The following is a 26,045-nucleotide window of genomic DNA, read 5'->3' on the forward strand; positions in this document are numbered from 1 at the left end:
TTATTCAAAAGCTGGCAAAAATCTAACAGTTGGCTTGCGCGGAGAAACTTCACTTTTTTTTCAGGTGCCTCAACCGTTGCTTGCTACCCGGGCCGCGTGCACCATAAGCGGGCAGACAGTGCAAGGCCTTGTGCGTTATCCTGTTGGCCTTTTGTTGCCGGACTGCGTCAGCAAATCGGGGAGGGAGATTGAATGGACATCAAGGTGCTAAAGAACATCGTGAACGTGGCTCGAACGGGGTCGATCACCGATGCGGCCGAACAGGTTCACGTTACGGTCCAGGCCTTGGCCGCTCAGTTGAAAAAGCTCGAGGATCATTGCGGCTTCAAGTTGTTCGACCGCACCAACAAAGGGGTATCGCTGACCCAGGAGGGCGTGGGCATCCTGCCGCACGTTCTGGAAATCGTCCGTTCTTCGGAGCGCATGCAACTGAAGATCAATCAGTTGCGCCAGAGCCGCAATCAGCGCCTGCCTCTGCGCGTTGCCTTGAACAGCACGTTGTCCATGGAAATCAACCAACAGATCATGGGCGGGGTGGTCAGCAAGCTTGCAGGCTACAACCCGATCTTCAGTTGCTCGGAATCGCCCGACAACCTGACCAAGCTGGCCAAGGACGAAGCCGACATGGTGGTGGTGCTGGGCGACAGCGTGCCTGAGAACTACCATTCGCTGCCGCTCAAGGGGTTGCGTATCGAAGTCGTCGCCTCGTCATCCAGTAACGACCGTGCACCTGCCTGCGCGGTGATCAAGCCGTTGCCCGAGTGCCCTTATTCCTCGATCTTTTCCCGCTTCGCCGAGCGCCGGCCCGGTATGCTGGACGCCGCCACCGTGTTCCATTCCGGCAGCGAGATCGTCAGTGTTTCCATGATCAAGAGCTTTGGCGGCGTCGGCGTGCTGTCGCGTGCCGTTGCCGAAGCCAATGACCTGTTCATCTGGCCTGGCTTCTCTGATTTTCTCGATGTGTACCTGGTCATGAAAGAGCCGTGGATCATCGAAGAAGAGTTTCCGCTGTTCTGTGCGGCGCCCACCCCCATACGCAGCTTTGACGCCATCAGCGCCTGACCTTGCCGGCGTGCCGGGGCGGCACGGTAGCGATCAGACCTGCCGCAGAATGCAGTCCAGCAAGCCGGGAAAGCGCCCGGCCAGCATCTCGCTGCGCAGCGAATTCATGTGGGTGGTGCCGACGTTGCGGGTATGCACCAACCCCGCATCACGCAACACGCGAAAATGGTGCGACATGCTCGACTTCGGCCGCCCGCCATCGAGTTCGCCACAGCTGGCCTCGGCCACGCCGGCCAGATGGCGGACGATGCCCAGGCGCACCGGGTCGCTCAGTGCATAGAGCACACGCTCGAGAGTCAGGTCTTCAGAATTGGGGTGTTGGTAGGCTCGCATGGCCGACATGATAACGGGGGTTTCATTAATTGCCATAGTTCGATTATGATCGAACTATCGTATTCAGACGACTCGGAGTTTGCCCATGTCTGCCCTGTTCCAACCCTACACCCTGAAAGATGTCACTTTGCGCAACCGCATCGCCATCCCGCCGATGTGCCAGTACATGGCTGAGGACGGCATGATCAACGACTGGCACCACGTGCACCTGGCCGGCCTCGCCCGTGGCGGTGCAGGCCTGCTGGTAGTGGAGGCCACCGCCGTGGCACCGGAAGGGCGCATCACCCCCGGTTGCGCCGGGATCTGGAGCGACGCCCACGCCCAGGCGTTCGTGCCGGTGGTGCAGGCGATCAAGGCGGCAGGCTCGGTGCCGGGTATCCAGATTGCCCACGCCGGGCGCAAGGCCAGCGCCAACCGCCCGTGGGAAGGCGATGACCACATTGCTGCCGACGATGCCCGTGGCTGGGACACTATCGCCCCGTCGGCCATCGCCTTTGGTGCGCACCTGCCGAAAGTCCCGCGCGAAATGACCCTGGACGACATTGCCCGGGTCAAACAGGATTTCGTCGACGCCGCGCGCCGTGCCCGCGACGCCGGCTTCGAGTGGATCGAGCTGCACTTCGCCCACGGCTATCTGGGGCAGAGCTTCTTCTCCGAGCATTCCAACCAGCGTACCGATGCCTACGGTGGCAGCTTCGAAAACCGCAGTCGCTTTCTGCTGGAAACCCTGGCAGCGGTGCGTGAGGTATGGCCGGAGAACCTGCCACTGACCGCTCGCTTTGGTGTGCTGGAGTATGACGGCCGCGATGAGCAGACCCTGGAAGAGTCGATCGAACTGGCGCGCCGGTTCAAGGCTGGCGGGCTGGATCTGCTGAGCGTCAGCGTCGGCTTCACCATTCCCGATACCAACATTCCGTGGGGCCCGGCATTCATGGGGCCGATTGCCGAACGTGTGCGTCGCGAGGCGGGCTTGCCAGTGACTTCGGCGTGGGGCTTTGGCACGCCGCAACTGGCTGAAGAGGCGGTGCAGGCCAAGCAGTTGGACCTGGTATCGGTAGGGCGTGCGCACCTGGCCGATCCGCACTGGGCGTACTTCGCGGCCAAGGAGTTGGGAGTGGACAAGGCCTCCTGGACCTTGCCGGCACCTTATGCACACTGGCTTGAGCGCTATCGCTGAGTCTTGAAGGGGGGGCTGCTTTGCAGCCCATTCGCGGGTAAACCCGCTCCCACAAGTACAGCGTAAAGGCTGAAGGCAACGCTGTCCCTGTGGGAGCGGGCGTGCCCGCGAAGAGGCCGGTCCAGGCTAGAACCGATCCAACCGGTAAGCCGCTGTCTCCGGCCCGGCCGATTGCGCCGCCAACCGCCCCACCCATTCCGCCGTCACCGCCGCCTGGGTCAATCCCAGATGCTGATGCCCGAAGGCAAGCAGCACTCGCCCGTCACACACGCGGTCGATCACCGGCAACGAGTCCGGCAACGAGGGCCTGAAGCCCATCCACGGCGTCGCTCCTTCCGTGCTCAAGTCATGCTGAAACAACCCCTTGCTCAGCCGGTGCAACTGCCACGCCCGCTGCATGCTGGGCGGCGCATCGAGCCCGGCGAACTCCACTGTGCCAGCCAGGCGCAGCCCATCAGCCATGGGCGTCATGATGAACTTGCGCTCCAGCGACGTGACCGCGAACGGCAGCCGCTGCTGTTCTTGTGGCAGCATCAGGTGATAGCCGCGCTCGGTATCCAGCGGTACGCGTTTGCCGGTCAGCGCCACCGTCAATGGCGCTGAATGGGCGCCGCAGCTGAGCAGGACCTGGCGCGCCTTGAACGTCCCCCGGTCACTGGCCAGGTTGACCCCGCCACTGTGCAGTTGACCTCCCGTAACCCGCGCCTGGACGAAGCGTACGCCGTTGGCCTTGGCGGCCTCGAACAGTGCGCAGACCACCCGGTATGGGTCGATGAAGTGCCCGGTACGCGGGAAGAACAGCCCGCCGAGCAGCGATGGGTTCAATTGCGGCGCGGCCTCGCGCAGGTGATCGGCTGACCACAGGTCCACCTGCACGTCCTGCTGCTGCATGCGTGCGCGCAAGGCCTGCAGCGCGACACGCGACTCGGGCCGCTCGAACACCAGCAGCGAGCCGTCCTCCTTGAACAACTCGCTACGCCCGATCGAGCCCAGCAAACGCTGCCAGGCTCCCAGGCTACCTTCGTTCAGTGCGCGGATGCCGGCCACGCTGCGCTGGAACGGCGCCGGGCGCAGGTTCAGCAGCAGGCGGGTGAACCATGGCATGGCCTTGGGCAGGTACTTCCAGTCCAGGCGCAGCGGGCCCATCGGGTCGAGCAGCATGCGCGGCAGGCGCTTGAGGATCGACAGGTCGGCGATCGGGAACACCTGCTCGGTGGCCAGATGCCCGGCGTTGCCGAAGGAGGCACCGTGGCCCGGCGCCTGATGATCGAGCAGCAGCACCCGACGGCCCTGGCGGGCCAGTTGCAGGGCGCAGGCGACGCCGACAATGCCGGCACCCACCACGGCGATATCGTTTTCGGCGGTATCGACCATGCTCAAGCTTCCCGTTTGCCGTCGAGCAAACGTCGCAATTGCAGCGGGTTGCCGTGCTTGAGCGCCTGCGGCAGCAGGGCATCGGGGAAGTCCTGGTAGCACACCGGGCGCAGGAAACGCAGGATCGCTGCGGTGCCGACCGAGGTGGTACGGGCATCTGAGGTGGCAGGGAACGGCCCGCCGTGAACCATCGCGTCGCACACCTCGACACCGGTCGGCCAGCCGTTGACCAGGATGCGCCCGGCCTTGCGCTCCAGGGTCGGCAGCAGGGCGCGGGCACTGTCGAGGTCGGCATCGTCCAGATGCAGCGTGGCGGTCAGCTGGCCTTCAAGCTGTTCGGCCACCTGGCGCACCTGCGCGTCGCTGGTGCAGGCCACTACCAGCGAAGCGGCGCCGAACACTTCGGCCTGCAATGCCGGGTCGCCGAGAAACGCTTCGGCCTGGGTCACGAACAGCTGCGCCTGGCACTGGTTCGGCCCTTGTTGCGTCAGGCCGCTGGCGGCAAGCGTAGCGTTGACGTTGCTGGCCAGGGTGTCGACGCCCGCAGCGTATGCGCTGGCAATGCCTGGGGTGAGCATGGTCTGCGCGGCGGCCTGGCGAACCTGCGCGCTGGCCGCCTCGATGAAGCGCTGCAGCGCCGCCCCCTGGCGGGCGATCACCAGCCCAGGGTTGGTGCAGAACTGCCCGGCGCCTTGGGTCAGCGAGGCAACGAAGCCTTGCGCCAGTGCTTCGCCACGGGCTTGCAACGCGGCATCGAAAAGAAATACCGGGTTGATCGAACTCATCTCGGCGTACACCGGAATCGGCTCGGGGCGAGCTTGGGCTGCCTTGCACAGGGCTGTGCCGCCGCTGCGCGACCCGGTGAAGCCGACCGCCTTGATGTGCGGGTCGCTGACCAGGGCGATACCGACTTCATGACCGGCGCCATACAGCAACGAGAACACTCCTTCAGGCAGGCCGCATTGCTTGACGGCACGGGCCACGGCCCGGCCGACCAGTTCGCTGGTGCCGGGGTGCGCGGCGTGGGCCTTGACCACCACCGGGCAGCCGGCGGCCAGGGCCGATGCGGTGTCGCCACCCGCTACCGAGAAGGCCAAGGGGAAGTTGCTGGCGCCAAACACCGCCACCGGGCCCAGCGCCACCTGGCGTTGGCGCAGGTCGGCGCGTGGCAGTGGTTGGCGTTCGGGCAGGGCGTTGTCGACCCGCACATCGAGCCATTCGCCGCTGCGGACCACCCGGGCGAAGGTGCGCAGTTGCGTGCAAGTGCGGCCACGCTCGCCCTGGATGCGCGCCTTGGGCAGGCCGCTTTCGGCCACGGCGCGATCGATCAGGGCATCGCCAATGGCTTCGATTTCACTGGCGATGGTTTCAAGAAAATGTGCGCGTTGTTCCAGCGAGGTTTCGCGGTAGACGTCGAACGCCGCCCAGGCCAGTGCGCAGGCCTGGGCCACGTGTTCGCCGCTTCCGCCGGCGTAGGCGGGTTCGAGGGCCTGGTTGGTGGCCGGGTCGATGGCGTGGATCGCGTCGCGGCTGCCGGGAACGGCGCGCTGGCCGATCAGCAAGTTGCCTGTCAGGGTCATGGGGCCTCCTTCGGAATCAGTTTCTGGATCGGGGGGCGCTTTGCGCCCCTTTCGCGACACAAGGCCGCTCCCACAAAAGACCTGTGTACGCCGGTCAATGTGGGAGCGGCCTTGTGTCGCGAAAGGGCTGCGCAGCAGCCCCAGGGATCAGGCCAGGTTCTGCTCGGCCGACCAGCTGGCGTACCACTTGCGGAACAGCGCGTACTGCTGCTCGGCATAGTTGCGCTGGGCATCGGTGAGCACGTCGGTTTCGTTGAAGTGCAGGCTGTACTCGGTGTCGCCGTTGAGCACCATCAGGTGCTTGTAGTACAGCACCAGGTCGCAGCCTTCATCGAACGACGACAGCACTGCCAGCGCCGCTTCCAGTTCACGCGCCAGGCGGCGGGCCTTGGCGTCGCCTTTGGCGGCCTGCTTGCTCAGGCTCACCAGCTGCAGCACTTCACGCGGCAGGGCGTTGCCGATGCCGGTAATGGCACCGGTGGCGGCGCAGTTGACGAAGCCATGCACGACCTGGGTATCGACACCGACCATCAGGGTCACATCGTCATCCTTCGAGGTGATGTGCTCGGCGGCGTAGCGCAGGTCGGCGCCGCCGCCGAACTCCTTGAAACCAATCAGGTTGGGGAATTCGCGGCGCAGTTCGAAGAACAGGTCGGCGCGGGTGGCGAAGCCGTAGTAGGGGCTGTTGTAGATCACCGCCGGCAGCTTCGGCGCCGCAGCGAGAATGGCCGAGAAGTGGTGTTTCTGGGCGATCAGCGAAGCACCGCGGCTGAGCACGCGAGGGATCACCATCAGGCCGGCGGCACCGACCTTGGCCGCGTGGGCAGCGTGGGACACCGCCTCGCGCGTGTTGACCGCACCGGTGCCGACAATGGTCGGAATACCGGCGGCCACCAGGCGGGCCACGCCTTCCTGGCGCTCGGCTTCGGTCAGCAGTGGCCAGTCACCCATCGAGCCGCAATACACCACCGCGCTCATGCCCGCCTCGATCAGCTCCCGGCCCTTGCGCACCAGGGCGTCGAAGTCCGGCTTGCGCTCGGCGGTGCACGGGGTCATCAGGGCAGGCATGGTGCCGGTGAAGATGTTGTCAGTCATTGTTGTCACTCCTGGCGATATTCGGTTGTTTTGAAAAGCCGGGTCAGATGCCCCAGGCGAATGGATCCTGTTCGTCGATCAGCAGGGTGCTGTCGGCGGTCATGTAGGCGCGGCCGGTGATGAACGGGCGAATGCGTTCGCCGTCGCGCTCGAAGCGGCCGTGGAACTGGCTACCGGTGATGCTGGCCTGGACCCAGGTCTGGCCTTCTTCGAGCTTGCCGTCGGCGGCCAGGCACGCCAGCTTGGCGCTGGTGCCGGTGCCGCAGGGGGAGCGGTCGTAGGCCTTGCCGGGGCACATGACGAAGTTGCGGCTGTCGGCATTGGCGTCGTCGGCGAACAGCTCGACATGGTCGATCAGCGCGCCGTTTTCGCCAGTGATGCCTTGGGCCTCGAGGGCCTTGAGCATGGCCCAGGTGTACTCCGTGAGGGCCTCGCGGTTGTCCAGTTCAATGCGCTGGCCGTGCTCGGACACCAGGAAGAACCAGTTGCCGCCCCAGGCGATATCGCCGCGCACGACGCCATGCCCAGGTACATCCACCGCCACCTGCTGGCGGTAGCGATAGGACGGCACATTGCCGACGGTGACGGCGCCATCGGCGTGCAGGGTGGCGCTGACCTGGCCGACCGGGGTGTCGATCTTGTGCTCGCCGGGTTCGACCAGGCCCAGGTGCTGCAGCGAGGCGACCAGGCCGATGGTGCCGTGGCCACACATGTTCAGGTATCCGGCGTTGTTGAAGAAAATCACCCCGCAGGTGGCATCAGCCGACACCGGTGGGCAGTACAGCGCGCCGACCAGCACATCGTTGCCGCGTGGCTCAAGCAGGCAGGCACGGCGCCATTGATCGTGCAGCTCGCGCAGTTCGTCGCGCTGCTCGGCCATGCTGCGCCCCTGCAACTGCGGGAAGCCTTTCATCACCAGGCGGGTCGGTTCGCCGCCGGTATGCGAGTCGATGACGTGAATCTGTTTCATGGGCTTGTCCATTGCTATGAGGATCAGGAGGCGACGGCGGGCTGGGCGCTGTAGGTTTCAGTGGAGGCTTCGCTTTCGTCTTCGCCTTCCAGGCGTACCAGGTGAGCCGGTACGCCAGTGGCCGCGCCCCAGTAGTAGATGCCCAGGGCGCAGGCGGCCACGGCCACGGTGTCGACTGGGTGGCCGAGCACGCCCAGGCCGCCGAAGCTGCCCAGCCAGGACAGCAGGATGGTCATGGCGTAGAAGCCGATCAGCCAGGCCGAAGAACGCACTTGCTGGGCCAGCGACAGGTGCTGGGTCGGCACGAAGCGGCTGCACAGCAGGTACAGCACGAACATCACGATCTGCAAGGCCAGCAACCAGGACACGGTGTTCCAGCCCGACCAGTAGACGATCAGCGCGGCGATGATGAACGACAGCGGGCCCAGCACGCCCATGCCTTTGACCCGGAACGGGCGCGGCATGTCCGGCGCATTGCGGCGCAAGGCGGCAACGGTGACCGGGGCTACGGCGTAGCTCAGTACCAGCGCGGCAGACACCACGTTGATCAGCGCTTCCCAGGAGGGGAACGGCAGGGTCCAGAACACCGACAGGCCGAAGGTCAGCCACAGCGCCGGGCGCGGGATACCGGACTGGGCATCGATGCGGGTGAAGTACTTGAAGAAGGTGCCGGTCTGCGCCCAGCCATAGACCACGCGCGGGGTGGCGTTCATGTAGATGTTGCCGCAGCCGCTGGGCGAGATCACCGCGTCGGCCACCACCAGGTAGGCCAGCCAGCCCACACCCAGGGCCAAGGCGATGTCACGGTAGGGCAGGGCCAGTTCTTTGGTCACGCCGGCCCAGCCGTTGGCCAGCATCTCGGTCGGCACGCTGCCGAGGAAGGCCAGTTGCAGCAGGGCGTAGATCGCGGTGGACAGCAGCACCGAGAGGATCAGCGCGATGGGAATGGTGCGTTGGGGGTTCTTCACTTCGCTGGCCACCGAGATGATCGGCGTCAGCCCCAGGTAAGCGAAGATGATGCCACCCGCCGATACCGCCATTTCCACGCCGGACAGGCCGAACGGGGCGAAGCCCTGGACCTCGAAGTTCTCCGGCTTGAAGAAGGTGAACAGCACGCCGATCACCAGCAGCGGCACGATGAACTTGAACACGCTGACCAGGTTGTTGGCCTTGGCGAAGGTCTTCACGCTGCGGTAGTTGAGGAAGAAGAACAGCCCCAGCAAGGCGAACTGCACCAGCCAGCCGAGCACCGTGGGGTCGCTGGAACCGGCTTTGGTCAGCCCGGGGAACCAGGCTGCGGCGTATTGGCGCGAGGCGACCACTTCGATGGCGATCAGGCTGGAGAACGCGATCAAGGTGATGAAGCCCATCAGGTAGCCGAGCAGCGGGCCGTGCGAGTACACCGGGTAGCGCACCACGCCACCGGCACGCGGCAGGGCGGCGCCGAGTTCGCAGTAGACGATGCCCAGCAGCAGCACGGCGAAACCGCCGAGGAACCAGGAGAGGATACCGGCCGGGCCGGCGATGGCCGAAACATGGCTGGCGGCGAACAGCCAGCCGGAGCCGAAGATGGCACCGAGGCCGATGAAGGTGAGGTCGAGCAACGACAGCTGCTTCTTGAATTTGCCTGACATGGGTGCGCCTTTTTGTAGGTTTTGGATAGGCAGGTCTGATGTCACGTGTTGCGGCTTTCCACGGCCGCGCTGTTGTAGGTCTTGGGCGGCTTGCGTGGGGCATAGAGTGGACCCGAACGGGGCAGGGGTTCTTGATGGTTTTCTGCAGGAGGGATGACGAAATCGGCACAGTTTCAAAAAAGCAGTGGCGGGGTGAAAGTGCCCAGATATAGGCTGAAAGCCATAATGGACAAGGTTTTGTGAAGTGGTCTCAGTTGCAAGCGCCGTCCCTGTAGGAGCGGCCTTGTGTCGCGAAAGGGCCGCATAGCGGCCCCGGCAATTTTGCATGAGGGCGCAGATCCCGGGGCTGCTGCGCAGCCCTTTCGCGACACAAGGCCGCTCCTACAAAAAAGCGTATGCAGACCTGAACGCTATAAACTGCAGTGAGCCGACAGATGACCGATATCCCCCTGGCAACCCTGTACCAGTCCGTCGACCAGCACCGCCCGACCACCCTAGAAGCGCTGCTGGCGGGTGTCTCTTTGCTGCTACCGATCCTCGACGCCATCCCCAACGCCGCGATCTTCATCAAGGACCCGGCCGCGCGCTATGTGCTGGCCAATACCACCCTGGTCCAGCGCTGCGGTCTCAAGCGCCTGCAGCCGCTGCTGGGCAAGACCAGTGCCGAAGTGTTCCCGGCGCAACTGGGCCCCGGCTACACCGAGCAGGACCGCCGCGTGCTCAAGGATGGGCTGGTGCTGGAAGACCAGCTCGAACTGCACCTGTACGGCAGCCGAGAACCGGGCTGGTGCCTGACCCACAAGCGCCCGCTGCGCAACCCGGCCGGGGAGATCATCGGTTTGGTGGGCATCTCCGTCGACCTGCAGTCAGCCGCCGATACCCACCCCGCCTACCAGCGCCTGGCTGCTGTGGACGAGCACATCCGCCAGCATTTTCACCAGCCGATCAGCATGAGCGAGTTGACCCGCATCGCCGGGATTTCCGTGGCGCAGCTGGAGCGCTATTGCAAGCGAGTGTTCCACCTCACGCCGCGGCAGATGATCCACAAGGCACGCCTGGAGCACGCCCACCGGTTGCTGCATTCCGATTTGCCGATCACCGAAGTGGCGTTGCGCTGCGGCTACACCGACCACAGCGCGTTCAGCCGCCAGTTCAAGCAGCTGACAGGCTTCACGCCGCGGCAGTATCGCCAGGCGACGGCGCAGGTGTAGTGCTGGAGCCGGCGCCCGCCAGACGGCGCTGCCACTGTCGGTGAAGGGCCCTTGCCCGCTCCATGCGTGCAAGTTTCAGGACTACCAAGGTCAACCCAGCAAAACACAACAGGGCGAAGCCGCTCAGAATCGACCGCTGCTCCTTCAAGCCTTTCGCGACATGGGAGGTGTAATTCGGGTCCATGAAGAAAGAGCAAATGGTGTCCAGTTTGTCTTCTGGCATGTCAACAAAAAAGGGTTGTTTGGTTTCCGTTGAACGGCACTTATCCGCAGTCAGGAGGCGTTCCGGCCACCACATTTCAAATTTGATGTCATCTTGCGAAAGGTAAAAGCTCGGCGTATCTGGCGCGTCTTTCAAAGACACCATCAAGTACTTCGATTGTGTCGCGAGTGGGACGGGGGCTATTGCACAAAGCAGGGCGATCAGAAAACCGAAGCCCCACCAGAACTTTTTGCGCGAGAAGCGTTGGGTGGCGAAATTCGGGGCGTTGAAATCTGTCCAGTCCATGTACCGACGGTTGCGGCCGATATCGCTCGGCGTAAAGCCATTTGCGGTAATCCAGCGATAGGCGAGGTCAGCTTCCTGCAGGTTTTTTGCGGGTATGTTGAACTCGTATCGGAAGAACTCGATCTCACGCAGTTCTTTACGCATCGTGTTCAGCGGAGAGTGGTTGTCGAATTCAGTTTTACCACCGAAGCTTCGCCAGATCAGGTCACGCAGGAAGTAAAGCGAACCGGCTCTGCTATAGATGAACCAAAGCAGCCAGAAAATCAGTAGCGCTATACCTATGGCACCCAATGGTGCAAGGGCTTCGGCGCTCCATACCAATGGTGTCGAGACTGGAGTAGATGTCGTCATGTCAAATCCTTGGACATGTGAATAAGAGGCTGGACCGTGCACCCGTGAGTGATCGCATCACGCAGGTGCGGGGCGATGATAGAAGAGGCTGAATAGCTGTGTCGCCCGACAACAGTCCCTAAATGTTGTAGGAAGTTTCTGAATGATCAGTCATGACGCAACCCTTGGCTGAACAGCGCTCGCGCCTCGGCAAAGCACTGCTCGGCAATCGCCGAACGCGGTTCGCTGCGGCGCAGCAGCAGGCCGACCGGGCTGTGGATGCTGGCGTCGGCGATGGGGATGATGCGCATGTGTTCGCTGAGGTCTTCCAGGCCGCAGCCCAGCGGCATGATCGCGCAGCACACGCCGGTGTTTATGGCCTGCACCAGTTGGAAGGTCGAGTCGCTTTCCAGCACGGCATTGGCTTCAAGGCCGCGGCTGCGCAGGCTCAGGTCCAGTGACTGGCGGTAGTGCATGCCCTTGCTCAGCAGGCCCAGGGGGGTGTCGCCGAGTTCCTCCCAACGCAGGCTGTCGGCGTCGAACTGGAAGTGCTGGGTGTCGAACAGCAGGCCCATGGTGGTGGTACCCAGTTCGATCACTTCGAAGAAGTTGGCGTTGACCTGGTCGAGGTAGCAGATCCCCAGGTCGAGCTGGTTGCGGCTCAGGCCGTCCATGATCTGCTCGGTGCTGTGCGAACTGAGCTGGAATTGCAGCTCGGGGTACTTCTCGCGCAGCGGCAGCAGCAGGTGCATGGGGTTGAAGCTGGCCAGCGGCACGGTGCCCAGGCGCAGGCTGCCGACCACCTGGCCGCGGCAACTGGCGGCCTCGGCTTGCAGGCCGTCATGGGCGGCGAGCAGGGTACGGGCCCAGGCCAGGATGCGCTCGCCGGCCTCGGTGAAGCCTTCGAAGCGCTGGCCGCGCTTGACCAGCACCAGGTCCAGTTCGTCCTCCAGGTTGCGCAGGCGCATCGACAGGGTCGGCTGAGTGATATGGCACAGCGCCGCAGCCTGGCCGAAGTGGCGGGTCTGGTCGAGGGCGATGAGGAACTTGAGCTGCTTGATGTCCATGGGAGTGCCTGGCGTCTGGTTGTGCAGACCTTAACCCACGTCTGCGATAGATGTCATTGATCGGCCGGTTCGCCATTTCGATTGGACGCTGTTCTGGCTTGCCTCTAGCGTGACGACAATGCCATTCGAGGAGCTTCACCGTGCGCGTCCAACCCGATGCGGTTTTCGTACCGCTGAATATCGCAGTGCTGACCGTCAGCGACACCCGTACCTATGACAACGACACCTCCGGCCAGCTGCTTGCCAGCCGCTCGGTGGAGGTCGGCCATCGCCTGGTGGCACGCGCGCTGCTCAAGGATGACCTGTACAAGATCCGCGCCCAGGTGGCGAGCTGGATCGCCGACGACGACGTGCAGGTGGTGCTGATCACTGGCGGCACTGGCTTTACCGGGCGTGACAGCACACCGGAGGCAGTACAATGCCTGCTGGAGCGGACCGTCGATGGCTTTGGCGAACTGTTCCGCGCCTTGTCCATTCTCGATATCGGCAGCTCGACCGTACAGAGCAGGGCGCTGGCGGGGATTTCCAACGGCACCCTGGTGTGCTGCCTGCCCGGCTCGACTGGCGCTTGCCGAACTGCCTGGGAAGGTATCCTGGTGGAGCAACTGGATGCGCGGCACCGGCCCTGTAATTTTGTCAAGCATCTGAAACCTGTCGAAGCCTGCGAAAGCCGCGGTTAGCTGCACCGGACTCTTCGCGGGCACGCCCGCTCACACAGGGATCACGCCTTACCTGTGGGAGCGGGCGTGCCCGCGAAGAGGCCATCAGCTCAGTACATAGTCCACCGGCAGCAACACCGGCGGCAGCGGCTCGACCCCCAGAGCCCCCAACACATCCCGCTCCACGGTCCTGACCATGGCATCCATCGGCAGGTCGTTCTCATCGCGCCCGAACGGGTCCTCCAGCTCGTTGCCGATCGCATCCAGGCCAAAAAAGGTGTAGCCGACGATGGTGGTGAACAGCGGCGCCAGCCAGCCCAGCGGCTCGGCCAGGGCGAACGGCAGCAGCAGGCAGAAGATGTAGATGGTACGGTGCAGCAGCAAGGTGTAGGGGAATGGCAGCGGCGAGCCCTTGATCCGCTCACAACTGGCCTGCACCTCGGTCAGCCCGGCCAGGCGCTGCTCCAGCAGGGTGTAGCGCCATTCGCTGATCTGCCCTTGCGCTGCCAGCCGTGAACAGTGCATGCCGATGTCGCGCAGGATGCCATCGCACACGTTGTGCTCGGCCACCTGGGTAGCCTGGTTCAGCCATGGGCGGGTGGCGTTCACTTCGCTTTCGTTGCGCAACCGAGCATTCAGCCCATGGGCAAAGCCGCACAGGCTGCGCAACAGCTCGGCGCGCAGGTGCTCATCGGCGATCACCACGCTCTCCCGTACGAACGAACGGGTTTCGATGATCAGCCTGCCCCAGGCCTTGCGCCCTTCCCACCAACGGTCATAGCAGGCGTTGTTGCGAAAACTCATGAAGATCGACAGCGACAGGCCAAGCAGGGTGAACGGCGTGGCGCTGACCGGGTAGAAAAACGCCGGGAAGTGCCGCTCGACCAGCACGATCAGCGCAGCCAGCAAGGTGACCATCAGGCAGCGCGGGGCAATGCGCTTGACGATCGAGCCTTTGAGGGTGAACAGCACGCGCAGCACATCGGGGCGGGGGTGGACGATCATGGCAATCCAGAGGCGGCCGATCAGCCGCCGGTCATGTTCATGAAGCGCAGGATCTGCACCTCGCCACCGACTTCGAAATGATGGCGGTAGGGCTTGAGGTGCAGCGAGTCGCGGATGGCCTTCTCCAGCCGCGCCGCATCGCCGGGGTGGGCGCGCAGGACCTGCTTGAGGTCCATCGAGTGTTCGTTGCCCAGGCACAGCAGCAGGCGGCCTTCGACGGTCAGGCGCACCCGGTTGCAGGTGGCGCAGAAGTTGTGGCTGTGCGGTGAAATGAAACCGACCCGGGTATGGGCGGCTTCGGCGAGGCGCCAGTAGCGCGCCGGGCCCTGGGAGGACTCGGTGGATTCGATCAGGCTGAAGTGCTCGGCCAGGCGATCGCGCACTTCATCGCTGGAGCAGAACGACTCGCCGCGTTCGTGTTCGTTGATCACCCCCAGTGGCATCTCTTCGATGAAGGTGATGTCCAGCTCGCGGTCGATGGCAAAGCGCACCAGGTCGACCAGTTCGTGGTCGTTGCGGCCCTTGAGCACCACGCAGTTGAGCTTGGTGCGCTGGAAGCCGGCCTGGCGTGCGGCATCGATGCCGGCGATTACCTGGTGGAGATCGCCGGTACGGGTCAACTGCTTGAAGCGCGCGGCGTCGAGGCTGTCGAGGCTGATGTTCAGGCGGGTGAGCCCGGCGTCGAACAGCGGCTGGGCCAGGCGCCCGAGCTGCGAGCCGTTGCTGGTCATGCACAGTTCACGCAGGCCGGGCAGGGCGGCGATGCGCCCACACAGGTCGACGATGCCTTGGCGCACCAGCGGTTCGCCACCGGTCAGGCGGATTTTGCGGGTGCCGAGGGCGACGAAGCGCTCGGCCACCTGGAACAGTTCTTCAAGGCTGAGGATCTGCTGGCGTGGCAGGAACTGCATGTCTTCGGCCATGCAGTACACGCAACGGAAGTCGCAGCGGTCAGTGACCGACATCCGCAGGTAGTCGATTTTCCGGTTGAAGCCGTCGATCAGGGCCCGGCTGTTCTGTTCCACGTTGGCGCTCGAAAGGAAATGGGGGCTACAGGACTCAAGCTATAGCCTGTGGCCAGCCCCGTCAAATCGCTTTCCCTGACCATTTCATCAATGCCCTCTATCACGGCTGCAGGCCCGATTTTTAAAGGGTTGTAACTGCGTCTAGGCCTTCGCGGGCACGCCCGCACAGGGATTGCGCAGATTTCGAGTGCGGTGATGTACCTGTGGGAGCGGGCGTGCCCGCGAAAGCCACGGCGCGGTGCCAGCCCCTGATCGAAATTGCTTATCAAGGGGTAAAACATATCGATTGGACGGCTCTATCGCAGGCTCCATACGCTGGAAGAAAGTATCGAAGCGTGAGGATTGACCGCATGAGCCAGGACCAACACATCAGGGACTACAAAGGCCCCGCCGCCGGCTGGGGCGCGCTGAAGAGCGTGACCAAGAGCTGGCTGGGCAGCGACAACGCCTTCAAGAACCTGCGGGCCATGCTCAAGACCAACCAGAACGGTGGCTTCGACTGCCCGGGCTGTGCCTGGGGCGAGTCGCCGGAAAGCGACATGGTCAAGTTCTGCGAAAACGGCGCCAAGGCAGTGAACTGGGAAGCCACCGGCCGCTCAGTGGACCCTGCGTTCTTTGCCCGTTACAGCGTCAGTGCGTTGCTCGAACAGAGCGACTACTGGCTTGAATACCAGGGGCGCCTGACCCATCCGATGCGCTACGACGCGGCAACCGATCACTACGTGGAAACCAGCTGGCAAGAAGCCTTCGAGCTGATCGCCCAACACCTGCGCGCGCTCGACTCGCCCGATCAGGCGGAGTTCTATACCTCGGGCCGGGCGAGTAACGAGGCGGCATTTCTCTACCAGCTGTTCGTCCGTGCCTACGGCACCAACAACTTCCCCGACTGCTCGAACATGTGCCACGAAGCCAGCGGCGCCGGCATGGCCGAAACCCTCGGGGTGGGCAAGGGCACCGTGGTGTTTCACGACCTGGAGCTGGCCGACGCGATCTTCGTCATCGGCCAGAACCCTGGCACCAACCACCCGCGCATGCTCGAGCCGCTGCGCGAAGCCGTCAAGCGCGGTGCCCAGGTGGTGTGCTTCAACCCGCTCAAGGAACGCGGCCTGGAGCGCTTCCAGCACCCGCAGCACCCCTTCGAGATGCTCAGCAACGGCTCCGAGCCGACCACCAGTGCCTACTTCCGACCGGCCCTGGGGGGCGACATGGCGGCCATGCGCGGTATCGCTAAGTTTCTCTTGCAATGGGAGCGCGAAGCCCAGGCCAAGGGCGAGCCCGCGGTGTTCGACCATGCCTTCATCGCCGAGCACACCAGTGGCCTCGACGACTACCTGGCGGCCGTGGATGCCACCTCCTGGGAGCACATCGTCAAGCAATCGGGACTGACCCTGGCCGAGATCGAACTCGCTGCGCGCATATACCGCAAGGCCGAGCGAGTGATCATGTGCTGGGCCATGGGTGTTACGCAGCATCGTCATTCGGTGCCGACCGTGCAGGAAATCGTCAACCTGCAACTGCTGCGCGGCAACGTCGGCAAGCCCGGTGCCGGTCTGTCGCCGGTGCGTGGCCACAGCAACGTGCAGGGCGACCGCACCATGGGCATTGACGAAAAGCCCAGGGCGGCGCTGCTCGATGCCATCGAAAAACGCTTCAAGTTCCGAGTGCCCCGGGCCCACGGGCACAACGCAGTGCTGGCGATCAAGGCCATGGAAGAGGGGCTGGCCAAGGTGTTCATCGCCCTGGGCGGCAACTTTGCCCAAGCCACGCCGGACACCCCGCGCACCCACGCGGCACTGCGCAATTGCGCGCTGACCGTGCAGATCTCCACCAAGCTCAACCGCTCGCACTTGGTGACCGGGCGCGATGCGCTGATTCTGCCGTGCCTGGGCCGTACCGAGATCGACATGCAGGCCGAGGGGCCGCAAGGCGTGACGGTGGAGGATACGTTCAGCATGGTGCACCTCTCCAACGGCCAGCTGCGCGCGCGTTCGCCGCACCTGCGTTCGGAGCCGTGGATCATCGCCGGCATGGCCAAGGCCACCTTGGGCAACCAGCCGATCGACTGGGAATACGCGGTTGCCGACTACAACCGCATTCGCAGCATGATCGCCGACGTGATTCCGGGCTTCGCTGACTTCAACGAGCGCCTGCAGCACCCGGGCGGGTTCCACCTGGGCAACAACGCGGCCGATCGCAACTTCCGCACGGCTACCGGCAAGGCCCGCTTCATGCCCCACGCGCTGCCGGAGGAACTGGTCAATGCCAAGGTGCTGGCGCGGGGTGACACGCCGGACCTGATCCTGCAGACCCTGCGCTCGCATGACCAGTACAACACCACGTTGTACGGGCTGGATGACCGTTATCGCGGGGTATTCGGCCTGCGTGAAGTGGTGTTTGTCAGCGAGGCGGACATCCGCCGGCTGGGCTTCGAGCCGGGCGAGCACGTGGACCTGGTGTCGCTGTGGGAGGATGGTGTCGAGCGACGGGTGTCGGGCTTCCGGTTGGTGCCTTATGACATTCCGGATGGGCAGGCAGCGGCCTATTATCCCGAGACCAATCCGCTGGTGCCGCTGGAGAGTTATGGCGAAGGGACTTATACGCCGACTTCCAAGTTCATTGCGATCAAGCTGGAGAAAGCCAAGGCCGGGAACCGGATCGAGGCGGTGCTCGCTTCGGACTGATGGGCTGCCTGGGCCGGCCTCTTCGCGGCTAAAGCCATTTCCACAGGGTCATCACAGATTTCAAGGACTGTGGAGTACCTGTGGGAGCGGCTTCAGCCGCGAAGCATCCAGCGCCGATTCAGGATCGGTGCACCGGCAAGGCCGTGGTGTACTTCATCTGCTCCATGGCAAAACTGGAGGTGATGTTGGACAGCCCCTCAGTGCTGGTAATCAGCTTTTTGTAGAAGCGGTCATACGCCGCGATGTCACCCACCACCACCCGCAGCATGTAGTCCCAGTCCCCGGACATCCGGTAGAACTCCATCACCTCCTCGAACCCCTGCACCGTCGCTGCGAACTGCTCCAGCCAGGCGCTGTCGTGGCGCTGGGTCTTGAGCTGGACGAACACGGTCAGCCCCAGCCCCAGGCGCACCGGGTCCAGCAGGGCGACGCGGCCGAGGATGTAGCCGTCTTCTTCAAGGCGTTTGACCCGCTTCCAGCACGGTGTGGTCGACAGGTTGACCGCCTCGGCCAGGTCCTTGAGCGAGATCGAGGCGTCGCGCTGCAACAGGGTGAGAATGTGCTGATCGAAGGTGTCCATGGCCGGGAAAACTTCACCGAGAAAAATTTTCCCCAGATTACCCCAGGCCTAGGAAAATTTCCTGCACCGAGCGGGCATTGCCGCCACGCCAGGTAATTGCCATAGTTGCAGGCTTGAATCCTGCCAATGGGCCTGACCATGTCTGACAAGCCGCGTAATTTCGCCACCCGTACCATCCACGCCGGCGAGCAGTCCAGCGTTGCCGCAAACGCCATTTTCCCGCCCATCTATACCGCCAGCTCCTACATCAAGCGCAGCCTGGACGATAATCCCGAATACGCCTACAGCCGTGTCGGCAACCCGACCCGGCATGTCTATGAGAGCTGTGTTGCCGCGCTGGAGGAAGGCGTCGGTGCGGTGGCCTGTGCATCGGGTGTGAATGCCACCGCCACCGTGCTCGAGCTGCTGCCCAAGGACGCCCACGTGGTGGTGATGAATGGTGTTTACGGCGGCACCTTCCGCATCCTTGAAGACTACCGCGGGCGCACCTCGGGCCTGACCACCACGTATGTCGACCTGAATGATGTCGAGGCGGTGGCTGCAGCAATCAAGCCGCAAACCCAGCTGATCTGGATCGAGTCCCCGACCAACCCGTTGCTGCACCTGGTGGACATCAAGGCAGTGTGCGACCTGGCCCGTGCCCGGGGCATCCTCACCTGCATCGACAACACCTTCTGCTCGCCGTGGAACCAGCGCCCGATCACCCTCGGCGTAGACCTGGTGATGCACTCGGCGAGCAAGTACATCGGCGGCCACTCCGATCTCACCGGGGGCGTGGTGGTCGCCGCCAATGACGAGCTGCTGGCCCGGCTGCGCAAGATCAGCATGGCGGTCGGGGCGATCCAGGGGCCGTTCGACTGCTACCTGGCCCTGCGCGGGCTGAAGACCCTGGATGTGCGCATGGAGCGCCAGTGCGCCAACGCGCTGCAGGTGGCGCGCTTCCTCGAAGCCCACCCGCAGGTCGAGCAGGTGTTCTACCCGGGGCTTGAAAGCCACCCGCAACACGCACTGTGCCAGCGGCAGATGCGCAGTGGCGGGGCGGTGGTGGCGATGAAAGTCAAAGGTGCAGACCGGGCGGCGCTCAACCGGTTGATCGAGGCCTTGGAGATCTTCGTGCTGGCCGACTCGCTGGGCGGGGTGGAAAGCATGATCAACCACTCGTGGAGCATGTCGCACAACTCGTTGAGCCCGGCGCAGAAGGGCGAGATGGGGATCAGCGAGAACCTGCTGCGGTTGTCGGTGGGGATCGAGGATTATCGCGACCTGATCGAAGACCTGGATGGCGCGCTGAAGGCTTCAGCGGCTGTGTGAGGGTTACCGGCCCCTTCGCGGCTGAAGCCGCTCCCACAGGTACAGCGCAGCCCTCAGGTTATGCGCGGTCCCTGTGGGAGCGGCTTCAGCCGCGAAGAGGCCGGTGAGTTCAATAGAGAAATATCAGGACTTGGGCGGATGAATGATCCGTTCGATCTTGTCCTTGATCAGCAGCCTTTCCTTGCGCAGGCGGTTGACCGCTTCGTCGTTGGTGCCATTGGCCTCGGCGGCCAGCACCTCTTTGTCCTTGGTGTTGTATTCCTTGTGCAGCTTGTGAAGGTCCTGGTCCTTGTCTATGAGCGCCTGGAATGCGTCAGCGGTAATGTGCAGGTCAGCGAGCAGATCATGCGGAACTGGCATTTCTTCACCTCTGTCAGGGTTGTCGGTAAGGTCCTGACCTTTGAGGATAGCCGCCTTTGCGCAGGTGGGGGACTGGGGTAGGCTGTCGCATCCTTCCTTTGTGCCTGGAGCCTGCGCCATGCCTCACCTGAACCTGGAATACAGCGACAACCTGCGCGAACTCAATGTCGATGTGCTGTTGCTGCGCCTGAACCACGCCCTGGTGGGCAGCGGCCAGTTTGCCGACGAGGGCGACATCAAGAGCCGGGCCGAGGCCTTCAGTCAGTACCGGGTGGGTACCGCGCCGGGTGAGCGAGCGTTCGCCCATGTGCGCCTGGCCATCCTCAGCGGGCGCTCGCCCGAGGTGAAGCAGCAACTGTCGAACGGCTTGCTCGAGGTGTTGCGCGAAGCGATCCCGGCCAAGGCCGGAGTGGACACTCAGTTGTGCGTGGAAGTGCTCGACATTGACCGCGAACCTTATGCCAAGGCGCGTCTGCACGGCTGAACGGCTGCTGAATGAAGTTGATTTAATGTAAAAAAATGCATCGGCTTACGAAATTGTTACCGTCTTTTTCACGAAAAATTGATGGTGCGCTTTCTAGAGTTCGCCCGACTTTCCCACAGTACCATCCGGCCTGTGGGTGATAATTACTCTCGATTGCGAATGCCGATGCTCAACTTCAAATCCCTGCGGACTGAATGGGTCACGCTGTTGGCCAGCGTTTACCTGCTGGTGGGTCTCAACATGTTCCTCTGGGAGCACCTGCAAGAGGTGGTGCCTGCCGGGATGACGGGGCTTTGGCTGAGCCTGGCGTTCGCCGTGCTGATGTTGTTCGCGTTCAACCTGGTGTTGACGCTGTTCGCCTTCCGTTATGTATTGAAGCCGTTATTGATCGTGTTGTTCATCAGTGGTGCAAGTGCTGCCTACTTCATGAACCAATACGGCGTGCTTATTGACGCTGGCATGTTCCGCAACATGGCCGAAACCAACGTTACGGAAGTGCGCGACCTGATGTCTTTCAAGTTCGCTGCCTATATTCTGCTGCTTGGTGTATTGCCGTCGGTCATGTTGTGGAAGACGAAGATCGCCTACCGCCCGTGGCACCGCGAATTGCTCGGCAAACTGGTGGTCAGCGGCGCCTGCGTGGTGGCGCTGGGCTCGGTGGCACTGGTCAATTATCAAGGGCTTTCGTCGCTGTTTCGCAACCACCATGAACTGCGCCTGATGCTCACCCCGAGCAATGTCGTCGGCGCGACCATCGGTTATGTCAACGAGCGCGTCGGTACTGCAGCGCGCCCATTCCAGAATTATGGCGAAGATGCCAAGCGCGACTTGGCCTGGCAGAAGCACGAGCGCAAATCGCTGACCGTGCTGGTCGTCGGCGAAAGCGCCCGTGCCGACCACTTCGGCGTGCTCGGCTATCCGCGCGATACCACCCCGAACCTGGCCCGGGAGCAAGGCCTGCTGAGCTTCTCCGATGTGCATTCCTGCGGGACTGAAACCGCCGTCTCGGTGCCGTGCATGTTCTCCGGCATGAAGCGCAAGGAATACGACGCCCGGGTGGCGAAGAACCGCGAGGGGCTGCTGGATATCCTCCAGCGTGCCGGCCTGGCCGTGCAGTGGCGCGACAACCAGTCGGGCTGCAAGGGCACCTGCGACCGCGTGCAGTTCATCGACGTCAGCAACCTCAAGGATCCGCAGCTGTGCGCCAGCGGCGAATGCCATGATGAAATCCTCCTGCAAGGCCTGGGCGAGCTGATCGACAACCTCGACAAGGATACCGTGCTGGTACTGCACCAGATGGGCAGCCACGGCCCCGAATACTTCAAGCGCTACCCTCAAGACGGCGAGCGCTTCACCCCGGTGTGCCAGAGCAACGCGCTGAACCAGTGCAGCGAGCAGGAGATCATCAACGGCTACGACAACACCCTGGCCTACACTGACAAAGTGCTGTCTTCGCTGATCGATACCCTGCGCAGCAAGCAGGACAAGGTCGACACGGCGATGATCTACCTGTCCGACCATGGCGAGTCGCTGGGCGAGTACAACCTGTTCCTGCACGGCACCCCCTATGCCATTGCTCCGGAACAACAAAAGCATGTGCCGCTGCTGACCTGGTTCTCCGACAGCTACAAGCAAGACTTTGGCATCGACACCGATTGCCTGGCCAAGCTCAGCGATGCGCCGTTGTCGCAGGACAACCTGTTCCACTCGATGCTGGGCCTGCTACAGGTGCACACCGAGGTCTACCAGCAGTCGCTGGACGTGTTTGCCAGCTGCCGGCCGTGGCTGGCAGCCCAGCGTTGAGGCCGTTCATCTAATCCAGGGATGGCGCAGGTTTCACCAGCAGGGCCCGCGCCGTATATACTGCGCGCCAATGTTTGTGGGAGAGCCTTGTGGCCATCGAAATACACTGGATCCGTGACGACCAGACCCTGGCCGAACACTGCCGCAAGTGGCGCGAACTGCCCTTCGTGGCTCTCGACACCGAGTTCATGCGGGTCGACACCTTCTACCCGAGAGCCGGCCTGGTCCAGGTTGGCGACGGGCAGCGGGCTTTCCTCATCGACCCGCTGCTGATCGGCGACTGGCAGCCGCTGGGCGAACTGCTCGACGACAGCAACGTGGTCAAGGTGCTGCACGCCTGCAGCGAAGACCTCGAAGTGCTGCTGCGCCTGACTGGCAAGCTACCGCAACCGTTATTCGACACTCAGCTGGCCGCCGGATACCTGAACCTGGGCTTCTCCATGGGCTATTCGCGCCTGGTGCAGGACGTGCTGGGCATCGAGCTGCCCAAGGGCGAAACCCGCTCTGACTGGTTGCAGCGCCCGCTGTCGGAAACCCAGGTCAGCTACGCCGCCGAAGATGCCGTGCACCTGGCCGAGCTGTTCGCCGCCCTGCAGCCACGCCTTTCCGGCGACAAGTACGCCTGGGTGCTGGAAGACGGCGCCGAGCTGGTGGCTGCGCTGCGCCGTGAAGTCGAACCCGAGACTTTGTATCGCGACGTCAAGCTCGCCTGGAAGCTGAGCCGCCAGCAACTGGCGGTGCTGCGCGAACTGTGCGCCTGGCGCGAGCGTGAAGCACGTAGCCGTGATGTACCGCGCAACCGTATCCTCAAGGAACACTCGCTGTGGCCCATGGCCAAGAGCCAGCCGGATAACCTGTCGGCCCTGGCCAAGATTGAAGAAATGCACCCGCGCACCATCCGCCAGGACGGCGCCTTGCTGCTCGAGCTGATCAAGCGCGCCGGCAACCTGCCGTCCGAGCAATGGCCACAGCCGCTCCCCGAGCCGCTGCCGATCGAAGCCGCCGGTATCCTCAAGCGCCTGCGTGCGATCGGCCAGGCCGAAGGCGAGCGCTTGGGTATCGCCCCCGAGCTGATGCTGCGCAAGAAAACCCTGGAAGCCCTGCTCAAGAGTGGCTACCCGAACGGCCCTTATCAACTGCCCGATTCGCTGCGCGGCTGGCGCCGTGAGCGGATGGGCCAGGCCCTGCTGGACGACCTGGCAGGTGCCGGAGACAAGCAATGAAACGTATCTGCTCGATCTACAAGAGCCCACGCAAGAACGAAATGTACCTGTATGTGCTCAAGGCCGATGGCCTGGAGCGCGTGCCCGAAGCCCTGCTACCGTTCTTCGGTACGCCCAAGCATGCTTTCGACCTGGTTCTCAGCCCCGAGCGCAAGCTGGCCCGCGAAGACATCGCCAAGGTCCTGGAGAACCTCGACAACCAGGGCTACCACCTGCAGATGCCACCGCCGGACGATGAATACATCGAGCACCTGCCCGAAGAACTGCTGCGCCGCAACGACCCGGTTTGATCATGCGTGTACTGATCGCTGAGCATGATCATGCTCGTTATGCCCAATTGTTGCGCGAAGCGATGCCGGAACTGGAAGTGCTGACCAGCAACGACTCTGCCGAACTGGCCCGCCAGGCACCGCAGTGCCCGGTCTGGCTGGGCCAGCCGGATCTGCTGGCGAGCCTGTTGCGCCAGGGCCACAAGCCGCAATGGATGCAGTCCACCTGGGCCGGCATCACGCCGTTGCTGGCCGAAGGGTTGCCGCGTGACTACCGCCTGACCCGCGCCGTAGGCATTTTCGGCCAGGTGATGGCCGAATACATGCTGACCTATATGCTCGGCCACGAGCGCGAAGTGTTGTCGCGCCTGGTCAGCCAGGTCGAGCGGCGCTGGGATGACCGTCCGGGGCGCAGCCTGGAGGGGCGTAAGGTATTGATTGTCGGGACCGGCGATATCGGCCAGCGGGTGGCCGAGTTCCTCGTGCCGTTTGGCGTGACCCTGTACGGTATCGCCAGCCGCGCCCGCGAGCAGGCGCCGTTCGTCGAAGTGGCGGGGCTGGCGGATTTGCCGCGCATGGTCGGGCAAGTGGACTACGTGCTCAACCTGTTGCCGGATACGCCGGCAACCCATGACCTGTACGACGCGGCGCTGTTCCAGTGCTTCCGGCCCACGGCGCTGTTCATCAACGCCGGACGCGGCGCGGCGGTGGTCGATGCCGACCTGGTCGAGGCACTGAAACAGGGGCATCTGGCCGGGGCGGTGATCGACGTGTGCCGGCAGGAGCCGCTGCCGCAACGGCATCCGTTCTGGACCGCCTGGGGCTTGTTGCTGACCGGGCACAGCTCAGCGCCCACCTCGCCGGCGGCGATGGTGCGGTTGTTTGCCGAGAATGTGCGGGCGTATGCCGAGGGGCAGGGGTTGCGCGGCGAAGTCGACTTCGCCCGGGGTTACTGACCTCTTTAACCTTTGCCGGCCTCTTCGCGGGCTCGCCCGCTCCCACAGGTATGGCGCCGCCCTCAGGCTGTGCACTATCCCTGTGGGAGCGGGCATGCCCGCGAAGAGCCCGGAACAGGCGATACAAGCCTTACAGGCTGAAATCACCCTCAGCCGCCAGCTCGCTCAGCGGCCGACGCGGGCTCGGCACTTCACGCGCCTGCAGCGCTTCATCCAGGCTGGCCTTGTCGCCCAGCTTGCCGATCGCCACCATGGCATGCAGTTCGTAACCTTCCGGAATCTTCAGCTCCTGGCGCGCCAGTGCCTGGTCGAAGCCGGCCATGCCGTGGGTGTGCCAGCCGCTGATGCTGGCCTGCAACGCAAGGTGGCCCCAGGCCGAACCGGTATCGAAGGTGTGCCACAGCGCCGGCTTTTCTTCGCTGGCGCCTGGCGCCGCGAAGGTGGTCTTGGAGATGATCAGCACCAGCGCCGAAGCCTGCTGCGCCCAGCTGCGGTTGAACGGGACCAGCAGGTTCAGGTAACGCTCCCAGCTCGGCGTGTCGCGGCGCGCATAAAGGAAGCGCCACGGTTGCGAGTTGTAGGCCGACGGCGCCCAGCGTGCCGCTTCGAGGAAACTCAACAGGGTCTCTTCGCTGATCGGTTCGGCGGTGAAGGCACGCGGCGACCAGCGGTTGATGAACTGCTCGTTGATGGCGTAATCGGCAATGCGGGGGGTGGCGCTCATGGCGGCTCCTGCAAGTGGATGGCAAAGCATGCACGCTACTGCGTCCGCCTGGCACTGACAAGCGGTCTGGCGTTGCCGAAGGCCAGGCTCTAGACTGGCGCCGCCGCGCCCCGCGGCCCGAACAAGACTGCAGGAAACCCTTGTGATGATCGCTGACAGCGCGCCGTTCTGGCGGCGCAAGACCCTCGAACAACTCAGCCCGCAAGAGTGGGAGTCGCTGTGTGACGGCTGCGGCCTGTGCTGCCTGCAAAAGCTCGAGGACGAAGACGACAACAGCGTCTACTACACGCGCATCGCCTGCAAGCTGCTCGACCTCGATACTTGCCAGTGCAGCGACTACCCCAATCGCTTCGCCCATGTGCCCGATTGCATCCAGCTCACCCCTGGCAAGGCCGACCAGTTCAAATGGCTGCCGAGCACCTGTGGGTATCGCCTGGTCAGCGAGGGCAAGGACTTGCCCGACTGGCATCACCTGGTGTGCGGCGACCACAAACAGGTGCATGAACAGCGCATATCGCAATCGGGGCGTATGCTCAGTGAACATGATGTCGACGAAGACGACTGGGAAGACCATCTGATTTTCCGCGCCAGCTGAACGCGCCACCCGCGTCGCCTCTGAGGAAC

25 protein-coding genes are annotated in these 26,045 nt (G+C 63.6%); 12 read left to right on the top strand and 13 right to left on the bottom strand.

Translation table 11 applies throughout. The annotated features are described in order from the left end of the window. Positions 1-192: 192 nt before the first annotated feature. A complete protein-coding gene (locus tag ACTORR_RS21280; protein ID WP_054883366.1) occupies positions 193-1,062 on the top strand; it encodes a LysR family transcriptional regulator in 870 nt (289 codons plus the stop codon). A gap of 33 nt (positions 1,063-1,095) precedes the next feature. On the opposite strand, the gene ACTORR_RS21285 is transcribed toward ACTORR_RS21280, so the two are convergent. Beyond that, positions 1,096-1,431, bottom strand: coding sequence for an ArsR/SmtB family transcription factor (locus ACTORR_RS21285; RefSeq protein WP_099815438.1), 336 nt, complete (start codon positions 1,429-1,431; stop codon positions 1,096-1,098). A gap of 49 nt (positions 1,432-1,480) precedes the next feature. Here ACTORR_RS21285 and xenA point away from each other — a divergent pair, with 49 nt between their 5' ends. Beyond that, entirely contained in the window at positions 1,481-2,572 is a 1,092-nt protein-coding gene (xenA, locus tag ACTORR_RS21290) for a xenobiotic reductase XenA (protein WP_054883364.1), read from the top strand. Between the two features lie 126 nt (positions 2,573-2,698). Here the strand turns inward: xenA and ACTORR_RS21295 are convergent, their stop codons facing one another. From ACTORR_RS21295 to ACTORR_RS21315, 5 genes are all read right to left on the bottom strand, one after another. Then, positions 2,699-3,946 carry an NAD(P)/FAD-dependent oxidoreductase gene (locus tag ACTORR_RS21295; RefSeq protein ID WP_262108938.1) on the bottom strand — a complete coding sequence of 416 codons (1,248 nt, stop codon included), beginning with the start codon at positions 3,944-3,946 and terminating at the stop codon, positions 2,699-2,701. 2 nt (positions 3,947-3,948) lie between these two features. After that, positions 3,949-5,526, bottom strand: coding sequence for an aldehyde dehydrogenase (NADP(+)) (locus ACTORR_RS21300; RefSeq protein WP_313365009.1), 1,578 nt, complete (start codon positions 5,524-5,526; stop codon positions 3,949-3,951). A 147-nt stretch (positions 5,527-5,673) separates the two neighbouring features. Further along, a complete protein-coding gene (locus ACTORR_RS21305; protein ID WP_054883361.1) occupies positions 5,674-6,621 on the bottom strand; it encodes a dihydrodipicolinate synthase family protein in 948 nt (315 codons plus the stop codon). A gap of 43 nt (positions 6,622-6,664) precedes the next feature. Next, positions 6,665-7,591: a 4-hydroxyproline epimerase gene (locus ACTORR_RS21310; RefSeq protein WP_054883360.1), complete on the bottom strand. Its 927-nt coding sequence runs from the start codon at positions 7,589-7,591 to the stop codon at positions 6,665-6,667. Between the two features lie 23 nt (positions 7,592-7,614). Next, on the bottom strand, positions 7,615-9,225 hold the full coding sequence (locus ACTORR_RS21315) for an APC family permease (RefSeq protein WP_054883359.1): 1,611 nt from the start codon (positions 9,223-9,225) through the stop codon (positions 7,615-7,617). Positions 9,226-9,659: 434 nt separating this feature from the next. On the opposite strand from ACTORR_RS21315, the gene ACTORR_RS21320 reads away from it, so the two are divergent. Then, the gene (locus ACTORR_RS21320) at positions 9,660-10,436 is read left to right on the top strand and encodes an AraC family transcriptional regulator (protein WP_313365738.1); all 777 of its coding nucleotides are present in this window, start codon (positions 9,660-9,662) and stop codon (positions 10,434-10,436) included. Here the strand turns inward: ACTORR_RS21320 and ACTORR_RS21325 are convergent. Further along, positions 10,396-11,295: a DUF6216 family protein gene (locus ACTORR_RS21325; RefSeq protein WP_099815443.1), complete on the bottom strand. Its 900-nt coding sequence runs from the start codon at positions 11,293-11,295 to the stop codon at positions 10,396-10,398. The two genes, ACTORR_RS21320 and ACTORR_RS21325, sit on opposite strands and share 41 nt — an antisense overlap. Before the next feature lie 146 nt (positions 11,296-11,441). Continuing rightward, positions 11,442-12,341 (bottom strand): LysR family transcriptional regulator, encoded by a 900-nt coding sequence (locus ACTORR_RS21330; RefSeq protein WP_313365739.1) that lies wholly within the window; start codon positions 12,339-12,341, stop codon positions 11,442-11,444. Positions 12,342-12,481: 140 nt separating this feature from the next. On the opposite strand from ACTORR_RS21330, the gene moaB reads away from it, so the two are divergent. Continuing rightward, positions 12,482-13,021 (top strand): molybdenum cofactor biosynthesis protein B, encoded by a 540-nt coding sequence (gene moaB, locus ACTORR_RS21335; protein ID WP_099815445.1) that lies wholly within the window; start codon positions 12,482-12,484, stop codon positions 13,019-13,021. Positions 13,022-13,105: 84 nt separating this feature from the next. Here the strand turns inward: moaB and ACTORR_RS21340 are convergent, their stop codons facing one another. Together ACTORR_RS21340 and moaA are read right to left on the bottom strand one after the other, a co-directional pair. Continuing rightward, positions 13,106-14,005, bottom strand: coding sequence for a bestrophin family protein (locus ACTORR_RS21340; protein WP_054883355.1), 900 nt, complete (start codon positions 14,003-14,005; stop codon positions 13,106-13,108). A gap of 20 nt (positions 14,006-14,025) precedes the next feature. After that, positions 14,026-15,030 carry a GTP 3',8-cyclase MoaA gene (gene moaA / locus ACTORR_RS21345; protein WP_054883354.1) on the bottom strand — a complete coding sequence of 335 codons (1,005 nt, stop codon included), beginning with the start codon at positions 15,028-15,030 and terminating at the stop codon, positions 14,026-14,028. A 350-nt stretch (positions 15,031-15,380) separates the two neighbouring features. Between moaA and ACTORR_RS21350 the strand changes: the two genes are divergently transcribed. After that, entirely contained in the window at positions 15,381-17,711 is a 2,331-nt protein-coding gene (locus ACTORR_RS21350) for an FdhF/YdeP family oxidoreductase (RefSeq protein ID WP_313365780.1), read from the top strand. A gap of 118 nt (positions 17,712-17,829) precedes the next feature. Here the strand turns inward: ACTORR_RS21350 and ACTORR_RS21355 are convergent, their stop codons facing one another. After that, entirely contained in the window at positions 17,830-18,291 is a 462-nt protein-coding gene (locus ACTORR_RS21355) for an Lrp/AsnC family transcriptional regulator (RefSeq protein WP_054887249.1), read from the bottom strand. A 126-nt stretch (positions 18,292-18,417) separates the two neighbouring features. Here ACTORR_RS21355 and ACTORR_RS21360 point away from each other — a divergent pair, with 126 nt between their 5' ends. Continuing rightward, positions 18,418-19,602, top strand: a complete 1,185-nt coding sequence (locus tag ACTORR_RS21360) for a trans-sulfuration enzyme family protein (protein WP_441343877.1) — start codon at positions 18,418-18,420, stop codon at positions 19,600-19,602. Between the two features lie 123 nt (positions 19,603-19,725). Here the strand turns inward: ACTORR_RS21360 and ACTORR_RS21365 are convergent, their stop codons facing one another. Beyond that, positions 19,726-19,962 (bottom strand): YdcH family protein, encoded by a 237-nt coding sequence (locus ACTORR_RS21365; RefSeq protein WP_262108930.1) that lies wholly within the window; start codon positions 19,960-19,962, stop codon positions 19,726-19,728. Between the two features lie 118 nt (positions 19,963-20,080). Between ACTORR_RS21365 and ACTORR_RS21370 the strand changes: the two genes are divergently transcribed. From ACTORR_RS21370 to ACTORR_RS21390, 5 genes are all read left to right on the top strand, one after another. Continuing rightward, positions 20,081-20,446 (top strand): 5-carboxymethyl-2-hydroxymuconate Delta-isomerase, encoded by a 366-nt coding sequence (locus ACTORR_RS21370; RefSeq protein ID WP_262108929.1) that lies wholly within the window; start codon positions 20,081-20,083, stop codon positions 20,444-20,446. 165 nt (positions 20,447-20,611) lie between these two features. Next, positions 20,612-22,249: a phosphoethanolamine transferase gene (locus tag ACTORR_RS21375; RefSeq protein WP_054887242.1), complete on the top strand. Its 1,638-nt coding sequence runs from the start codon at positions 20,612-20,614 to the stop codon at positions 22,247-22,249. An 89-nt stretch (positions 22,250-22,338) separates the two neighbouring features. After that, positions 22,339-23,472: a ribonuclease D gene (gene rnd, locus ACTORR_RS21380; protein WP_054887239.1), complete on the top strand. Its 1,134-nt coding sequence runs from the start codon at positions 22,339-22,341 to the stop codon at positions 23,470-23,472. Further along, positions 23,469-23,762 carry a YcgL domain-containing protein gene (locus ACTORR_RS21385; protein ID WP_054887238.1) on the top strand — a complete coding sequence of 98 codons (294 nt, stop codon included), beginning with the start codon at positions 23,469-23,471 and terminating at the stop codon, positions 23,760-23,762. Before rnd ends, ACTORR_RS21385 begins: the two co-directional genes overlap by 4 nt. Before the next feature lie 2 nt (positions 23,763-23,764). Beyond that, positions 23,765-24,697: a D-2-hydroxyacid dehydrogenase gene (locus tag ACTORR_RS21390; RefSeq protein ID WP_054887237.1), complete on the top strand. Its 933-nt coding sequence runs from the start codon at positions 23,765-23,767 to the stop codon at positions 24,695-24,697. A 130-nt stretch (positions 24,698-24,827) separates the two neighbouring features. Here ACTORR_RS21390 and ACTORR_RS21395 read toward each other — a convergent pair whose 3' ends face one another. Further along, positions 24,828-25,421, bottom strand: a complete 594-nt coding sequence (locus ACTORR_RS21395) for a nitroreductase family protein (protein ID WP_159411673.1) — start codon at positions 25,419-25,421, stop codon at positions 24,828-24,830. Between the two features lie 145 nt (positions 25,422-25,566). Between ACTORR_RS21395 and ACTORR_RS21400 the strand changes: the two genes are divergently transcribed. Then, positions 25,567-26,016, top strand: coding sequence for a YcgN family cysteine cluster protein (locus tag ACTORR_RS21400; protein WP_313364989.1), 450 nt, complete (start codon positions 25,567-25,569; stop codon positions 26,014-26,016). Positions 26,017-26,045: the final 29 nt, after the last annotated feature.

This window comes from Pseudomonas sp. SAR267 (assembly GCF_052077595.1).
GTDB classification, from domain to species: Bacteria; Pseudomonadota; Gammaproteobacteria; order Pseudomonadales; family Pseudomonadaceae; genus Aquipseudomonas; species Aquipseudomonas vlassakiae.

Excerpts from the sequence above, each read along its gene's own strand:
- ACTORR_RS21365 (WP_262108930.1), bottom strand. The coding sequence starts at position 19,962 with ATGCCAGTTCCGCATGATCTGCTCGCTGACCTGCACATTACCGCTGAC.
- ACTORR_RS21280 (WP_054883366.1), top strand. The coding sequence starts at position 193 with ATGGACATCAAGGTGCTAAAGAACATCGTGAACGTGGCTCGAACGGGG.
- ACTORR_RS21340 (WP_054883355.1), bottom strand. The coding sequence starts at position 14,005 with ATGATCGTCCACCCCCGCCCCGATGTGCTGCGCGTGCTGTTCACCCTC.
- ACTORR_RS21360 (WP_441343877.1), top strand. The coding sequence starts at position 18,418 with ATGGGCCTGACCATGTCTGACAAGCCGCGTAATTTCGCCACCCGTACC.
- ACTORR_RS21370 (WP_262108929.1), top strand. The coding sequence starts at position 20,081 with ATGCCTCACCTGAACCTGGAATACAGCGACAACCTGCGCGAACTCAAT.
- ACTORR_RS21320 (WP_313365738.1), top strand. The coding sequence starts at position 9,660 with ATGACCGATATCCCCCTGGCAACCCTGTACCAGTCCGTCGACCAGCAC.
- ACTORR_RS21385 (WP_054887238.1), top strand. The coding sequence starts at position 23,469 with ATGAAACGTATCTGCTCGATCTACAAGAGCCCACGCAAGAACGAAATG.
- ACTORR_RS21395 (WP_159411673.1), bottom strand. The coding sequence starts at position 25,421 with ATGAGCGCCACCCCCCGCATTGCCGATTACGCCATCAACGAGCAGTTC.
- ACTORR_RS21310 (WP_054883360.1), bottom strand. The coding sequence starts at position 7,591 with ATGAAACAGATTCACGTCATCGACTCGCATACCGGCGGCGAACCGACC.
- ACTORR_RS21285 (WP_099815438.1), bottom strand. The coding sequence starts at position 1,431 with ATGGCAATTAATGAAACCCCCGTTATCATGTCGGCCATGCGAGCCTAC.
- ACTORR_RS21350 (WP_313365780.1), top strand. The coding sequence starts at position 15,381 with ATGAGCCAGGACCAACACATCAGGGACTACAAAGGCCCCGCCGCCGGC.
- ACTORR_RS21325 (WP_099815443.1), bottom strand. The coding sequence starts at position 11,295 with ATGACGACATCTACTCCAGTCTCGACACCATTGGTATGGAGCGCCGAA.
- ACTORR_RS21400 (WP_313364989.1), top strand. The coding sequence starts at position 25,567 with ATGATCGCTGACAGCGCGCCGTTCTGGCGGCGCAAGACCCTCGAACAA.
- ACTORR_RS21330 (WP_313365739.1), bottom strand. The coding sequence starts at position 12,341 with ATGGACATCAAGCAGCTCAAGTTCCTCATCGCCCTCGACCAGACCCGC.
- ACTORR_RS21390 (WP_054887237.1), top strand. The coding sequence starts at position 23,765 with ATGCGTGTACTGATCGCTGAGCATGATCATGCTCGTTATGCCCAATTG.
- ACTORR_RS21300 (WP_313365009.1), bottom strand. The coding sequence starts at position 5,526 with ATGACCCTGACAGGCAACTTGCTGATCGGCCAGCGCGCCGTTCCCGGC.
- ACTORR_RS21315 (WP_054883359.1), bottom strand. The coding sequence starts at position 9,225 with ATGTCAGGCAAATTCAAGAAGCAGCTGTCGTTGCTCGACCTCACCTTC.
- ACTORR_RS21355 (WP_054887249.1), bottom strand. The coding sequence starts at position 18,291 with ATGGACACCTTCGATCAGCACATTCTCACCCTGTTGCAGCGCGACGCC.
- ACTORR_RS21305 (WP_054883361.1), bottom strand. The coding sequence starts at position 6,621 with ATGACTGACAACATCTTCACCGGCACCATGCCTGCCCTGATGACCCCG.
- ACTORR_RS21375 (WP_054887242.1), top strand. The coding sequence starts at position 20,612 with ATGCTCAACTTCAAATCCCTGCGGACTGAATGGGTCACGCTGTTGGCC.
- ACTORR_RS21295 (WP_262108938.1), bottom strand. The coding sequence starts at position 3,946 with ATGGTCGATACCGCCGAAAACGATATCGCCGTGGTGGGTGCCGGCATT.
- xenA (WP_054883364.1), top strand. The coding sequence starts at position 1,481 with ATGTCTGCCCTGTTCCAACCCTACACCCTGAAAGATGTCACTTTGCGC.